At 40.5% G+C, this 14,571-nt stretch carries 12 protein-coding genes; 10 read left to right on the top strand and 2 right to left on the bottom strand.

Features of this window, described 5'->3' with window-relative positions:
* Positions 1 to 111 precede the first annotated feature (111 nt).
* The 8 genes from CAL6303_RS25585 (at position 112) to CAL6303_RS25550 (ending at position 10,414) form a co-directional block, all read left to right on the top strand.
* Positions 112 to 891, top strand: coding sequence for a TIGR00297 family protein (locus tag CAL6303_RS25585; RefSeq protein ID WP_015200740.1), 780 nt, complete (start codon positions 112 to 114; stop codon positions 889 to 891).
* A gap of 150 nt (positions 892 to 1,041) precedes the next feature.
* Entirely contained in the window at positions 1,042 to 1,800 is a 759-nt protein-coding gene (locus CAL6303_RS25580) for a peptidylprolyl isomerase (protein ID WP_015200739.1), read from the top strand.
* Positions 1,749 to 4,550 carry a peptidase domain-containing ABC transporter gene (locus tag CAL6303_RS25575; RefSeq protein ID WP_015200738.1) on the top strand — a complete coding sequence of 934 codons (2,802 nt, stop codon included), beginning with the start codon at positions 1,749 to 1,751 and terminating at the stop codon, positions 4,548 to 4,550. The genes CAL6303_RS25580 and CAL6303_RS25575 overlap by 52 nt, the downstream gene beginning before the upstream one ends.
* 371 nt (positions 4,551 to 4,921) lie before the next feature.
* Positions 4,922 to 5,446: a peptide deformylase gene (gene def, locus CAL6303_RS25570; protein ID WP_015200737.1), complete on the top strand. Its 525-nt coding sequence runs from the start codon at positions 4,922 to 4,924 to the stop codon at positions 5,444 to 5,446.
* A 167-nt stretch (positions 5,447 to 5,613) separates the two neighbouring features.
* Complete coding sequence (dhaK, locus tag CAL6303_RS25565) at positions 5,614 to 6,687, top strand: dihydroxyacetone kinase subunit DhaK (RefSeq protein WP_015200736.1); 1,074 nt, start codon at positions 5,614 to 5,616, stop codon at positions 6,685 to 6,687.
* Between the two features lies 1 nt (position 6,688).
* The gene (gene dhaL, locus CAL6303_RS25560; RefSeq protein ID WP_041739978.1) at positions 6,689 to 7,321 is read left to right on the top strand and encodes a dihydroxyacetone kinase subunit DhaL; all 633 of its coding nucleotides are present in this window, start codon (positions 6,689 to 6,691) and stop codon (positions 7,319 to 7,321) included.
* Between the two features lie 230 nt (positions 7,322 to 7,551).
* Positions 7,552 to 9,669 (top strand): S-layer homology domain-containing protein, encoded by a 2,118-nt coding sequence (locus CAL6303_RS25555; RefSeq protein WP_015200734.1) that lies wholly within the window; start codon positions 7,552 to 7,554, stop codon positions 9,667 to 9,669.
* 73 nt (positions 9,670 to 9,742) lie between these two features.
* A complete protein-coding gene (locus CAL6303_RS25550; RefSeq protein ID WP_015200733.1) occupies positions 9,743 to 10,414 on the top strand; it encodes a hypothetical protein in 672 nt (223 codons plus the stop codon).
* Positions 10,415 to 10,524: 110 nt separating this feature from the next.
* On the opposite strand, the gene CAL6303_RS25545 is transcribed toward CAL6303_RS25550, so the two are convergent.
* Complete coding sequence (locus tag CAL6303_RS25545; protein WP_015200732.1) at positions 10,525 to 10,797, bottom strand: hypothetical protein; 273 nt, start codon at positions 10,795 to 10,797, stop codon at positions 10,525 to 10,527.
* A gap of 877 nt (positions 10,798 to 11,674) precedes the next feature.
* Between CAL6303_RS25545 and CAL6303_RS25540 the strand changes: the two genes are divergently transcribed.
* Entirely contained in the window at positions 11,675 to 13,234 is a 1,560-nt protein-coding gene (locus CAL6303_RS25540; protein ID WP_015200731.1) for a haloacid dehalogenase-like hydrolase, read from the top strand.
* Positions 13,235 to 13,321: 87 nt separating this feature from the next.
* Here the strand turns inward: CAL6303_RS25540 and CAL6303_RS30525 are convergent, their stop codons facing one another.
* Positions 13,322 to 13,459 carry a hypothetical protein gene (locus tag CAL6303_RS30525; RefSeq protein ID WP_015200730.1) on the bottom strand — a complete coding sequence of 46 codons (138 nt, stop codon included), beginning with the start codon at positions 13,457 to 13,459 and terminating at the stop codon, positions 13,322 to 13,324.
* A 342-nt stretch (positions 13,460 to 13,801) separates the two neighbouring features.
* On the opposite strand from CAL6303_RS30525, the gene CAL6303_RS25535 reads away from it, so the two are divergent.
* Positions 13,802 to 14,524 carry a phytochelatin synthase family protein gene (locus CAL6303_RS25535; protein WP_238993741.1) on the top strand — a complete coding sequence of 241 codons (723 nt, stop codon included), beginning with the start codon at positions 13,802 to 13,804 and terminating at the stop codon, positions 14,522 to 14,524.
* Positions 14,525 to 14,571 lie beyond the last annotated feature (47 nt).

The following is a 14,571-nucleotide window of genomic DNA, read 5'->3' as shown; positions in this document are numbered from 1 at the left end:
TGCAATCAAGAAATGGTTCGCTAAAGCGATAAACCAATGGTTCGCTAAGAGCGTAGCTTGCTTATTTGCTTCGGAGTACGCTCCTTTCAACAAACTAGTGGTGCTTCGCCTATGTTGGGTTTAATCGAAAATTTCAATCCCTGGCTGACCGGAATTATTCTGAATGCTTTTTTGTTGAGTATTGCCTGGTTTTTACCAAAAAAACTATTAACCCCGGCAGGATTTTTTCATGCTTGGTTGCTGGGTGTATTAATCTGGGGAACCCTCGGCTGGCAAGGTTATGTAGTCGTAATGTTTTATTTCCTCGTCGGTTCTTCTGTCACCCGCATTGGCATGGCACAAAAAGAAGCTGAAGGCATCGCCGAAAAACGTTCAGGTGCCAGAGGACCAGAAAATGTCTGGGGTTCAGCTTTAATCGGGGCATTGTGTGCCGTTGGTGCAGGTTTAGTCAGTTATCAAATTTTGCCCAACTCCATAGCCAAATCTCTATTTTTGCTAGGCTATGTCGCTAGTTTTAGTACCAAGCTTTCCGATACCTGTGCAAGTGAAATTGGCAAAGCCTACGGAAAAAGAACATTTTTAATTACCACTTTACAACCCGTACCCCGTGGCACCGAAGGTGCAGTTAGTTTGGAGGGTACAATTGCTGGTATCGGGGCATCGTTACTACAGGCACTAGTCGGTTGGGGTGTTGGTTTAATTGATGGCTTTGGGTTATTGTGGTGCATTCTGGCTGCATTTGTTGCCACTAATTTGGAAAGTGTAATTGGGGCAACATTACAATCAAAATATAATTGGTTAACTAATGAACTAGTGAATGTGATCAACACCTTGATTGGGGCTGTGGCTGCTGTTCTGTTTAGCTATATCTGGGTAAGTGTAATTGCTTAATTTATACATTATCTAATTGAGTGCGGTTGTCGTTTCTACTCATAAGCACTTAGGATTGCTACAGCTTTTTCGCTTATAGAGCGATAGTAAGGCGATTTGATTAGAAACAATAGTATAATTTTTAAACGTATTTTTACGTACTTAAAATCTATGGAGTCTTCATCTTTTTTGACAGTCGATGATCAACCTGTTTCCATTGCTGAAGCGGTCAAGTACCTGCAAGCAGGGGGAAAACTGGGGCAATATATCGGCGATATTTTACGTCAGTATGTAATTGAACAAGAAATTACGCAACGGGAAGATGTGGCAGTCAGTTCTGCTGTAACTGAACAAGCAATTATTGATTTTCGTTTAAAAAACCAACTCACAGATCAAGCACGCTTTCAAGAGTGGCTGAAAACTAATGGTTTAAGTTATGACGCTTTCCATAGTTCGGTTGCTTCTGGTTTCAAACTAGAAAAGCTCAAAACTGCAATCAGTGAACCAAAACTTCAAGAATATTTTATCGAAAGAAAGATTTTCCTTGATCGAGTGGTTTTATCTCGAATTATTATTGATAGTTTAGAACTAGCAGAGGAACTGCAAGCTCAAATCCAGGAGGGAGCAAGTTTTGAACAAATAGCTAAGGAGTATTCATTAGCAGATGACCGGGTAGTAAATGGGATGATGGGACCAGTCAGTCGGGGTACCCTGCCAGATATACTAAGGGCTGCTATTGATATGGCAACTCCCGGCAGTTTGATCGGACCAATTGAATTGGAAGGACGCTATGGTTTGTTTCGAGTGGAACAATTCCTTTTAGCATCTTTAGAAGATACTCAGTTAAAACAAGCACTACAAAATGAGTTGTTTGAGAAATGGCTAGCAGAGAAGATTCAAAAGTTAACGGTCAAGCTGCAAGTAGGTTAACCACAGCAGCAGACCAAGAAGAACTACGAGAAAGGGTGCTAGCATCTATACCTTGGGATGAGGCACCATTTAGTTGCTTAAGTGCCCAAGGGCAAGATTTATTAAGAAATAACCTGGAAATACGTCGCTTTGCAATTGGCGAAAAAATCTGGTCAAAAGATATCCGAGGTTTTCAGCATTTTTTAGTGATTGGTAAAGTTCGCTTACGGGAAGAAGAAACTAGTATCCCGTTGGCAACTTTGGATGCTGGGGATTGGTTTGGAGATTTGTTGTCATCAGCAGTTGACTGTAAAGCAAATGCAGCCAGTAAAGAGGTGATTGTTGCTAGTTGGATCACTTCACTGTGGGATGAAATTTCTACCCCAGAAGTACGAGCATTTTGGGAAAGTGCTGAAAGTACTGCTATTGCATCTGACAGTCCTAGCTTTGGTAATGCTAAGGGTGTGATGGCACCAACGAGACCTGAAGTAATTGATCTGGATGGGGAATCTCCTTCCCAATCGGAGATATATGAGCGGCAATTTGCCCAGGATTCTATCCCCATAACCCCAACAACACCTGTTTCCTCCCAAAAACCCCAATTTCAAAGGGAATTACTAATCCCCTCCACATCTCAAGATTTTTCGGCTTATCCCTTTGTTGGTGGTCAAAATACTGCTGCTGCCTGTTTGACGATGGTGGCACAGCAATTGCAGAATCCGGTACAGTTGGAATTGGTGCAGCGGCAGTTGCGGGGACAAAAGCCCAAAAATTTGGTGGAAACCGCCGATAAACTGGGGTTTTTGTTACGAAGAATCCAGGTGAGTTGGGTTGAAATGCGGCAGTTGTCGTTTCCATGTCTGCTGTATTTGGGTGCTACTTCTGAGAGAGAAGGTGGTTGGGTAGTGGCATTTGCCACTAAAGGCGAGCGCTTAATTGTTGCAAACCCTTTAAATCCGGAACAGGTATGTGAAAACCTCTCCCAATTACAGTTAGCAGAAGTTTGGGATGGACAACTTTGGCAAGCGGAATTAATTAGTAAACAGGAAAAATTTAACCTGGGCTGGTTTACCCCGGCTGTTTGGAGATACAAAGGACTATTAACTGAGGTTCTAATTGCTTCCTTTACCCTGCAATTGTTGGGTTTAACCACACCTTTGATTACCCAAGTGGTAATTGATAAGGTGATGGTACAGGAGAGTTTACCCACTTTGGACGTGATGGCGATCGCGTTATTGTCTGTAGCGACTTTTGAAGCAGCATTAGGGATTCTTAGACTATTTATTTTTACACATACTGCCCGTCGTCTCGATTTAAGTTTGTCGGCACAGTTATTCCGTCATTTGATGCGGTTGCCCCTAGCTTACTTTGAATCTCGTCGTGTTGGGGATACTGTCGCCAGAGTCCAGGAATTAGAACAAATTCGCCAATTCCTCACAGGAACAGCTTTAACTGTAGTCCTTGATAGTGTCTTTGCTGTAGTTTATCTGGCATTGATGTTCTACTACAGTATTCCCCTCACCGCCGCCGCTTTGGCTGTACTACCCCTATTCGCCATTTTAACTTTGGTGGCTACCCCCATCCTCCGCAGATGGCTGAATGAAACCTTCAACCGTAGCGCTGACAGTCAATCGTTCTTAGTAGAAACAATCACCGCAATTCACTCAGTTAAAGCACATGCAGCCGAACCCGTAGCCAGAGATCGATGGGAAGGTTTATTTGCCCGCTTTATTCGCACAGGTTTCAAAGCTTCCACCACCTCCAACATCAGTAGCAACATTGGTGACTTCCTCACCAACTTTTCCAGTTTGTTGATTCTCTGGTTTGGTGCCAAATTAGTAATCGAGCAAAAGCTAACAGTGGGACAATTGGTAGCCTTTCAAATGCTTTCAGGACGTGTAACTGGTCCGTTACTACGACTGGTGCAGTTATGGCAAAATTTACAACAGGTACTACTGTCAGTAGATAGAATTGGTGATATCCTCAACGTTGCTCCCGAAGCTGAATCTGGAACTGGTTTGGTTTTGCCACCTCTAAAAGGTCAAGTATCATTTGAACAGGTATTTTTCCGTTACAAACCTGAAAATGAACCTGTGCTACGGGGCATTTCCTTTGATGTGAAGCCAGGACAATTTATTGGCATAGTTGGACGCAGTGGTTCCGGTAAAAGCACCCTTTCCAAACTGCTACAACGTCTCTATACCATAGAATCTGGTAGGATTCTCGTTGATGGTTTTGATATCAAAAGTGCAGATTTAGCCTCCCTAAGGCAGCAAATAGCGGTTGTTCTCCAAGAAGATTTCCTTTTTAATGCTTCTATTTTAGAGAATATCACCCTCGGTAATCCCGATATCAGCGCCGAAGAAGTCGTACAAGCTGCACGTATGGCAGTAGCCCATGATTTTATCAGTCAACAGCCCCAAGGCTATGAAACCAACGTTGGGGAACGCGGTACAGCTTTATCTGGGGGACAGCGACAACGCATAGCTTTAGCTCGGTTGTTCCTTTCCAATGCACCCGTACTAGTATTGGACGAAGCCACAAGCGCACTGGATGCGGAGACAGAACAACAGGTACTGCAAAACCTGCAAAAGGTTTCCCAGGGACGCACTGTGTTCATTATCGCTCACCGTTTCGCACCCCTCAAACGTGCCGACCAAATTATCGTTATGGAACGGGGGGTAATTGCTGAACGGGGAACCCACGAAGGTTTACTCCGGGATAAAGGCTTGTATTACTCCTTGTATCAACGTCAGCAAGCTAATATTTAGCTTGAGAGCGATCGCATTTTCGTATCTGTGGGGAAAGTGCGATCGCTAAGTTGATTTCCAGAATCAAAATGACCAATTATTCCTTGATGGTACAAGCCCCTAAATTCATTTATGGAATAAATTTTAAACTTTGCTTGGTACTCGCAGAGCGAGAAGTAAACTACAAGCCCCCGGATTTATCCGTGGGCATTAATTTTGAATTGTGTTGACAGGAGAGATGATGAATTATTTGATGTGCGGTTGATTTTTTCTAAAAGCTTCTGATTTTTAGTTTCTTTATCAGATAACTGTGTGGTAAATCTATCCTTCGGGAAGCAAGCTACGTAAGTTTTCACCCATCCTAATAAATAGTGTGAACGGTTACTTTTATTATGAGTCAATCTAGAAAAATTATTCATCAAGGCAATCCAATTTTAAGCCAAAAGTCGTTACCAGTAGAAAATATTCAATCTCCGCAAATCCAAGAATTAATCAGCGAATTGATTGATACTACTTTAGCTGCAAATGGCGTGGGAATTGCAGCCCCACAAATAGCAGAATCACTACGTTTATTTATTGTTGCTTCCCGTCCAAATCCCAGATATCCAGATGCACCACTGATGGAACCCACAGCAATGATTAACCCCCACATTATTGAGCACTCACAAGAAGTAGTAAAAGGTTGGGAAGGCTGTTTAAGTGTTCCTAATATCCGGGGATTAGTTCCTAGGTATCAATGGATTAATATAGAATACACTGACATCAATGGAGAAATTCAGCAGTGTCAAATTACTGATTTTATCGCTCGAATTTTTCAACATGAATATGACCATTTGGAAGGAATTCTATTTGTTGATCGGATAGAAAGTGATGATGACTTGTTCAGTGAAGCTGAGTATCAAAAGCTGATATCTTAGCAATAATTAATTAAGTACAACGTAAATTTCCAGCTTTTTGAAAATTCGTAAATTTGATTTAAGAATATAGCGAAAGCTATAGAGATATTACATGTCAAGTCTGAATAAGAATTTGAGAGGGAGAGCGAGTTAGACTGAATTAAAAAGGTCAATAGCTCGCTACCACCATGAAAAAGCTGATTAATAAACCTGAAGACTTTGTACAGGAAAGTCTCGAAGGAATGGCAGCAGCACACAAAGATTTAATAAAAGTTAACTTCGATCCAACTTTTATCTATCGTGCAGATGCGCCAGTTCCGAGAAAGGTAGCAATTATTTCTGGTGGCGGAAGTGGTCATGAACCAATGCACGCGGGATTTGTGGGGATGGGAATGCTTGATGCTGCCTGCCCTGGCGAGATTTTTACCTCTCCAACTCCTGACCAAATTTTAGCAGCAGCTAAGTATGTAAATAGTAGCAAAGGCATATTGCTGATTGTGAAAAATTACAGTGGGGATGTGATGAACTTTGAGATGGCAACGGAATTAGCACGCGCTCAAGGTGTGCGCGTGCTGAACATTTTAATAGATGATGATGTAGCGGTGACAGATGGTCTTTATACCCAGGGACGTAGGGGTGTAGGAACAACAATTTTGGCGGAAAAAATCTGTGGGGCGGCTGCGGAAAAGGGGTATAATTTGCAACAGATTGCCAATTTGTGTCGAGATGTCAATTTAAACGGTAGAAGTATGGGAATGGCACTGAGTTCCTGTACGGTTCCAGCGAGGGGAAAACCGACATTTGAATTGGGTAATCAAGATATAGAAATGGGGATTGGTATTCACGGGGAAGCAGGACGCGATCGCCTAAACATGAAATCGGCTGATATGATTACCGAAATCCTCGCAAAATCAATTATTGGAGACTCAACCTATACTCGTATCCTCCGAGAATGGAATGAGGACAAGGGTGGATGGATGGATATAGAATTAACCAGCCCTGCATTTAAAAAAGGCGATCAAGTCTTAGCTTTAGTCAATGGGATGGGTGGAACTCCTGTTTCCGAACTGTATATTATTTATCGCAAACTCATCCAAATTTGCGATAGACACGGATTAAAAATAATTAGAAATCTAGTAGGTTCATATATCACCTCCCTAGAGATGCAAGGTTGCTCAATAACATTGCTAAAACTTAATGATGAGATGATTGGGTTATGGGATGCCCCTGTTAAGACAGCAACCTGGCGTTGGGGAATTTAAAATGACTAAAGAACAGATTTTGTTGTGGTTGCAAAGATTCGCTACCAAAATTGAACAAAATAAAGAATATTTAATGCAGTTGGACGCGGCAATTGGTGATGCTGACCATGGTATTAATATGGAGCGTGGTTGTAAAAAACTGCTCAGTAATCTGCCAAGTTTAGGCTACAGGGATAAAGATATTGGCACCATCCTCAAAAACGTGAGCATGATTCTGATTTCCCATGTTGGTGGTGCGAGCGGACCCCTTTATGGTACTTTCTTTCTGCGAGCGAGTGCGGTGGTGGAAGGGAAGTTTGATTTAACTGAGCAAGACATGTTGGAAATGCTACAAGCTGGTTTTGCAGGTTTGGTAGAACGGGGTAAAACCCAACTGGGTGATAAAACTATGGTAGATACACTATCACCCGCTGTGATTGCTTTTCAGCAAGCTGTGAATGATGGAAAGGTGATGCGTGATGCAATGCAACTAGCTGTTGTTGCTGCGGAACAAGGAATGAAGGACACCATCCCCATGATTGCTAAAAAAGGACGTGCTAGCTACTTAGGTGAACGTAGCATTGGGAATCAAGATCCCGGCGCGACTTCATGTTATATCATGCTGAAGTGTCTATGTGATGCTTTGCAAAAGTAAAGGCTACAATAGATATAAGATTAAATACTATTTTACCGATCGTTGTTGACTGTCAAAAGTCGGCAACGAAAGTTTTTTTTGAACTCTTAGAGTCTTTAGACCGTGAGTTTACCGTATTCCGCGTACTAGGATGAAGTGCTTATTTTTGAGGCGATCGCATTTTTGATCCGTGCCTTAATTACCGTGCCTAAGATATAGTAACATTTCAATGACTTTTTCCCAAATTCCCAATGTCTGACTTTACCCTCATTGCCACAATCTACGTCAATCCGGCGACTGGAAACGATGCGAATGCTGGTTCACGGTTAGCACCACTCAAAACTATCACTCAAGCTTTAAAGATCACAACGACACCTGCAATTATTCAGCTTTCCCTTGGTACTTATAGTAAAGCGAATGGCGATCGCTTCCCTTTAGTCATCCCAGAAGGTGTGATATTGCTGGGAAATGAAGCCACTAAAGGACAAGGTATTTTGATTTCTGGTGGTGGCGAATATAATAGTTCCACCTTTGGGATCCAAAACATGGCACTGATGCTGTTGGATGATGCTAGTTTATTGGGAGTAACTGTGACTAATAGTACTGCTAAGGGAACTGGTGTTTGGATTGAATCAACAGCCCCAATTGTATGTAATAACACCTTTACAGGTTGTGGAAGGGAAGGTGTATTTGTTAGCGGCAAAGCCAAGCCATTAATTTCTGGTAATTTATTTACTAAAAATACCGCTAGCGGATTAGTATTTTCCCGTAATAGCAAAGGTGAGGTACTACGAAATACATTCCAAGATAATCCCCTCGGTTTAGCAATCAGTGACTTTGCTGCTCCCTTAGTGGCGAATAATAAAGTTAGTGGAAGCCAAAATGCGGTGGCTTCGCCCACTGTAGGCATCGCGCTTTCCCGTGAAGCCTCTCCGGTATTACGCAATAATCTAATTACCAACAATACTCAAGGGGGATTATTGGTAAATGGCAATGCTAATCCTGATTTAGGTAATTCCCAAGATCCAGCCGGGAATTTGTTTCAAGATAATGGTGGATATGATTTGCAAAATGTCACATCCAATAATTTGGTTTCAGCGGGAAATCAATTAAATCCCAGTCAGGTAAAAGGAAAAGTCGATTTTGTTGCCATTACCCAAGCAGCCCAAATCAAAATAGTAAATAGCCGCTTTGCTGATACCATTGGGCATTGGGCAGCTGCATTTATTGAAGGTTTAGTTAATCAAGGTGTGATGGGGGGTTTACCAGATGGGAGTTTTGCCCCGGATGCACCCATTAATCGCGCTCAATATGCAGCCGTAATTACTAAAGCCTTTAATTTAACTCCTGGGGCAAGAGTTGCTAATTTTACCGACGTTAAATCGGACTTCTGGGCAGTAACCCCAATTAATGCGGCAGTTAGCAACGGTTTTATCAGTGGTTTTCCTGATAAAACATTTCGTCCCAGTCAAAATATTACTAAAATTCAGGCAATTATTGCCCTCGTTAACGGCTTAAAACTCAATGGTGGTAGTCCAAGCCTATTGTCAGTGTATAGCGATCGCGCTCAGATTCCCAGCTATGCCACCAACGCCATTGCCACTGCCACATCATCACTCCTAATAGTAAATTATCCCCAAACTGAATTCCTAGAACCCCTCAAGGAAATTACCCGGGCAGAGGTTGCTGTACTCATTAACCAAGCTTTAGTTCTCAAAGGTAAATCAAAACCTATTCTCTCCCCCTATATCGTCTCTCCCAACGCCGCCGAAATTACATCTTTCCGCGACTTAACTGGACATTGGGCAGAAGAATTTATCCGGGCATTGGTGAGTATGAACCTTAGCAGCGGTTATGCAGATGGGACATACCAACCTGATAAACCCATGACACGCGCTCAATATGCGGCATTAGTTGCAGTTGCCTTCAAGCCTGTCGCAAAACGTCAAATTCCTGACTTTAGGGACGTTCCCCAGAATTTTTGGGCATACCAAGCAATTAAAGTTGCCGCAGCTGGTGGGTTCGTGGGAGGATTTAGCGATCGCACTTTTAAACCAAACCAGAATGTGCAACGTTTGCAGGTAATTGTTTCCCTTGTCAGTGGCTTAGGAATTGCACCTCAAGCAAATAATACCCCACTACCCTACGGCGACAAAAACCTCATACCCAATTCCGCAGTTACCGCAGTGGCAACCGCTACCGCCCAAAATATCATCATTAATTACCCAGACATCAAGCAAATTCAACCCAACCGCGAAGCAAGTCGCGGCGAAGTCGCTGCCATGGTGTATCAAGCGCTAACAGCAATTAACCGCACAGCAAAAATTAATTCACCGTATATCGTTTCTAATTTTGCCTTTGCCAAGTAGAATTAAGAACACTTCCTTTTTCAAAAGGAATTAATTGGGATAGCAAACTGTAGCAAAAAGCACCACTAGCTATATGCGACGAGAGCAAAACCTCTGTATAGTACCAGAAAATGATTATCAGGCGTTCGTACCATCTACGAACAATTACATCGACTTGGCAGTAGCCTTACTAACTCACTATAGTTTTGATCTCGGTGGCTACATTGCCAGGGAGATAGTTTGGCGTTGGCAAAAACAATTTCCGGCAAATTGGCTGCACCTAGCCGCCATTGAAGCACTGTATCAAGGACGTTATAAAGCCTTTTCAGTGGAGCAAATTCTAACGATGTGGCAACGTCGGGGACAAGCCAGCTTTCATTTCAACATGGAATTTGAGTGCTTGATTTGTCGAAAATTTCCCGAAAGCCTAATCACTTCGCCTTCATCTCCCAGATTACCCCAGATTACTGCTACTGACAGTGGCGGGAAGCTGGAAACCCAGACAGCAACAGTAGAAACACTCAAATTAACCACCAACATAGAAACAACTGAAAATACAACAGTAAAAACACTTAAAGGAATTACCCATACGGGTATTCCCCACATCAAAATAGAGAATGATGAGAATCAGTCGCGGATTAACACTCAACTGAGTAAACTTTTACCCCCCGCAACCATCCATTCTCCCATCCAGCAGTTCATCCCGGAAGAAAGCGATCGCGCTGACGCATTTGCATCTAAACTTAAAGCTATTGTTGGGAGTTAGGGAAAAATATAATTAGATTGCTGTTAAAATTATCTTGATAATAATCAACTTTAGTTTTATCTATAAAATTTTCAACTTATTACCACCCCCTAATCCGCAACTACAACGGATTAAGCTTCCGTTTGTACCGCAATCACAACAAATTCACTATCTTCAAGCATAATAGTCTTGCGCCAAACATTAGTACGTCCCATAACAGGCGTAAATTCTCCCGAATAGGCGATTTTATGTAGTTCCTTAGCGAGACTCGGAGTTAACGACTTCATCGCACCAGATGGAATTTCACTTGTCCACGAGGAAACAAACCCCTTGAAATTGCTTTTTTTATCCTGAGCGACATAAGTATCACCTTTGTAACTTATGACGTAAGTATATAGAGGCATATTTTATATATTTTTGTTCAAACTAAATCTATTTACTCGATCTTAACGGAAAGTAAACTATACAATCACAAAACGAGAGCATCCCGTTTTGGAAGAAATACCCCCATAGGCTATTGTTACAGGAGCAGAGACAACCTTGGTGGGCTAGAATTTTTTTAACCAACAAATGTGGGCTTTGTTTGTTTAGCCCCAGGCTTTTAGGCTGATTGGCTATTTGCTAAAACTTCACTTTTTATCGGGATTTACGCGAGTCTCATCATATTTTTAATTAATCACAATTCATCAACATCAAAAATTTATATTTACCCTTTCAATCTGTTCTAAAATTTATAACCATAATATATATGTCATAATTTCAAAATCTAGCTGAGAAATTTTAGACATATTTATCGCTAATTTTCATAAAAAGCAGGAGTTTAAAACCTTCAGATAAAATGTGATTTTGATGTAATATAATCGCCAAAGTCTAAGAGGTCGTTTGGAAAGTATTTAGCGATGATTTTAGGTACTTATAGATCCCCAATCCCCTACATATTGCAGAGCAGATTCACCAGAAAAAGGAGGTAAATGCCTCTCAAAGTTCCCATTTTTCTTGGCGTTCGCCCTTGGCGTGGCGAAGCCTCAGTCGCTCTGAAAGAGCTAGGGAGATTTAGGGTGATCTAAAGCGTTTCGCCTACTCACTAGAAGGCTTTTCAAACATATTCTCAGGGTAGCAATAATTGAAATTCACAAAAGTAAATCTTCATTGCGTGTTTTTGTGAAAGCATTCTAAATACAGGAACTTTTCTATCTTTATGGACTTCTTATCATTGGCTAAATTATCACAATCAAATTCATAGTTAAACTTCATTGCTCGAACTAATGACTAGTACAACTCATGAGTATCAAACAATTGGATAATACATTTAAGCTTGAGAAACTTAGTGAATCTTCCGCTACAGAAGTTGTGTCTTTTTTCAAAAATAAATCTGAAAAAAGTTTAATTATCTTGGATTTTGATGAAACATTATTACTCAGGAATTCAACAGAAGAGTATCTAAATATAATACAACCACGACCTATAGCTGCAATCTTACTAATCATTTTAGATGCAGTTAAACCTTGGAGATTTTTACCAAAGAAAATTGCCACAGAAACCTCTAGGGATTGGATTAGGGTACTGCTAGTAACAATTATTTTTCCCTGGAATATATTACTTTGGAGAAGTCACGCCCAAAAACTGGCAGAAACATCTATAAATACTGAGCTTATAGAAGCAATTAATATTCATAAAAATCATCGAATTGTGGTAGCGACAAAAGGATTTAACTTTATAGTTAGACCAATTATTCAACATCTCAATACTACAATAGATGAAATTATTGGTTGCCGATTTTGGATGGGGTGTGTAGATAGAAATCAAAATAAAGAAGATTTGATTGCTAGCAAAATTAGTTGTACAGAAATTAGAGAAAGCATAGTTGTCACAGATTCTTTAGATGATGCATCGCTACTGGCAATCGTGAAACATCCTTTTCTTGTGATATGGAGTCAAGCAAAATATATCGCAGCGATGCAAGATGCTTATGTTCCTTTCTTTTACCTTGAAAAAGTCAAACGTCCAGGTAAGCGGAGTATCCAAGAAATTATCTTAAAAAATCACCTTATATCACTGATTTTAGCGCTGAGTTGGATCAGCCCTACACCTATTTTACACATTCCAGGAATTACCTTACTTGTTTTTGCTTTCTGGTGTATTTACGAAGTTGGATATCATGAAAACGATCAGGTTGCAGAAAAATTTGAAAAGAACCCTGTGCTATCAGCAACTTATCATAAATATAAATCAAAAATGAATCAATGGGAGCCATGGATATGGGCAGTCACATTATCATTTTTGGGAATTGTGTTGATAGAGGCTAGCCAAACTGATATATGGAAAAGTGATAATCGAGGAATTTTAGGACTACTTACCACAGAGCATATTACAGAGGTATTTATTAAATTATTTCTGTGGCTAGGTGTACTTGCATTAACTCGATTGACTTACGTTGCTTATAACTACCTGGATGAGAAAACGAGAATTTGGATATATCCAATATTACAGGTTTGGAAATTCTTTGGATTTTTAGTTATAAGTGCTAGCAACTCTATTGGTGTTGCCTTGTTATTGGCACAATTATTCGTTGAATGGATTCCATACAGTATATATAGATGTGGTGGAAATCGTCAGACATTTCAACCAGAAATTTTCCGGCTATTTGTCTATAGTTTCTTGTGTCTGACAATAGCTATTGGCATGGGTGATGCATCCATACTAATTAATTATCAATTTGTCATCATATTTGTTTGGGTTTTTCTTCGCAGCAAATCAGAAATGATGACGCTGTTGAGTAATGCTTCCCTTCTTGGGCAACAAAGTTCAGAAGTCGAAATAGAAGCCAATATAAAGCTTTAAACCACAGTTGTGATATTATTTTTGATTAATGCATGAACTTTGACGAAATACAGAGTGAGATTCCATTGAGATGTCTCTCTAGCAATCCTAAATCATCTGTATTGCCATAGCCGCGCTTGTGCTTAAACCAGAATTGTAGAGACGTAGCATTGCTAAGTCTCTGCGAGGTTCTATTTTCCATATTCGCGTAGCTGATTCACATGAGTTATCATCTATAATTGCCATATATAAGAATCCGATTTGATTATTGTTGGCGTAGCCTGCGCTTTGCACTTAAAAATTTAATTAGAAATTTAATTATATGTAGGGTGTGTTATGGCTTTAGCCTAACGCACCAAAATCCAGAAGACGGTGCGTTACACTTCGTGATAACACAACGCCAGTCACCTTATGTCGGGGAACCCGCCAACAGTGCTGGCTCCCCTACGTGTGTTTCATAAATCAAATATGAATTCTATATAGGGTTTTAGGTTCCTTTGTATATATCGGCTAAAGTCTGCTTTAATAACCAGAAAATGTTTTAATTTAAAATAATATTCTCAAGATGTTCTGATGAAGTTTTTGAAAATGAAATTAGCTAAGGGTTATCTACCAACTCTCTTGTTTAGTACAGTTGTCGCTGCTGGAAGTGCAATAGCTCAAACTCTTCCCCTGACAGAAAATCTGATTAACTTTAATTCTGAATCAGGGGAAAAATTACTAGTTGAAAGTAAATCGAGAGCAGATTTCTTTCCCCTCAGTAGTCAATTTATTACCCAAGATAATCAAGCTTATTGTGGGGTTGCCAGCATTGTAATGGTGCTGAATAGCTTAGGTATCACCGCACCGGAAGCATCGCAATATAAGCCTTTTAAAATTTTTACTCAGCAGAATCTTTTTGATTTAGAAAAAACTAAAAAAATTACCACCGCTGAGATTGTTTCCCGCGAAGGAATGACTTTGGAACAAATAGGCGGATTAATTAGTAGTTATGATGTTCAAGCTCAGGTATATCATGCTGCCGATTCATCGATTGATGAATTTCGCAAATTAGCGATCAACAATCTCAAACAACCTAATAATTATATTATCATCAACTATTTACGCAAAGCCATCGGTCAAGAAACTGGTGGACATATTTCACCTTTGGCGGCATACAATGAGCAAACTGATCGATTTTTGATTTTGGATGTATCTCGCTATAAATATCCGCCAATTTGGGTAAAAGCAGCCGATTTGTGGAAAGCGATGAATACTACTGACACATCTGTAAATAAAACTCGTGGATTTGTGATTGCTAGTAAAAAATAGAAAGACGGGCGCGACAGGGCTTCAGGGATTATAAATCTATTGAATTT

Source organism: Calothrix sp. PCC 6303 (assembly GCF_000317435.1).
Classification (GTDB): domain Bacteria; phylum Cyanobacteriota; class Cyanobacteriia; order Cyanobacteriales; family Nostocaceae; genus PCC-6303.
This window is presented reverse-complemented; position numbering and strand designations above follow the sequence as displayed.

Coding starts and splice junctions, on each gene's coding strand:
- CAL6303_RS25585 (WP_015200740.1), top strand. CDS start 112: ATGTTGGGTTTAATCGAAAATTTCAATCCCTGGCTGACCGGAATTATT.
- CAL6303_RS25580 (WP_015200739.1), top strand. CDS start 1,042: ATGGAGTCTTCATCTTTTTTGACAGTCGATGATCAACCTGTTTCCATT.
- CAL6303_RS25575 (WP_015200738.1), top strand. CDS start 1,749: ATGGCTAGCAGAGAAGATTCAAAAGTTAACGGTCAAGCTGCAAGTAGG.
- def (WP_015200737.1), top strand. CDS start 4,922: ATGAGTCAATCTAGAAAAATTATTCATCAAGGCAATCCAATTTTAAGC.
- dhaK (WP_015200736.1), top strand. CDS start 5,614: ATGAAAAAGCTGATTAATAAACCTGAAGACTTTGTACAGGAAAGTCTC.
- dhaL (WP_041739978.1), top strand. CDS start 6,689: ATGACTAAAGAACAGATTTTGTTGTGGTTGCAAAGATTCGCTACCAAA.
- CAL6303_RS25555 (WP_015200734.1), top strand. CDS start 7,552: ATGTCTGACTTTACCCTCATTGCCACAATCTACGTCAATCCGGCGACT.
- CAL6303_RS25550 (WP_015200733.1), top strand. CDS start 9,743: ATGCGACGAGAGCAAAACCTCTGTATAGTACCAGAAAATGATTATCAG.
- CAL6303_RS25545 (WP_015200732.1), bottom strand. CDS start 10,797: ATGCCTCTATATACTTACGTCATAAGTTACAAAGGTGATACTTATGTC.
- CAL6303_RS25540 (WP_015200731.1), top strand. CDS start 11,675: ATGAGTATCAAACAATTGGATAATACATTTAAGCTTGAGAAACTTAGT.
- CAL6303_RS30525 (WP_015200730.1), bottom strand. CDS start 13,459: ATGGCAATTATAGATGATAACTCATGTGAATCAGCTACGCGAATATGG.
- CAL6303_RS25535 (WP_238993741.1), top strand. CDS start 13,802: ATGAAATTAGCTAAGGGTTATCTACCAACTCTCTTGTTTAGTACAGTT.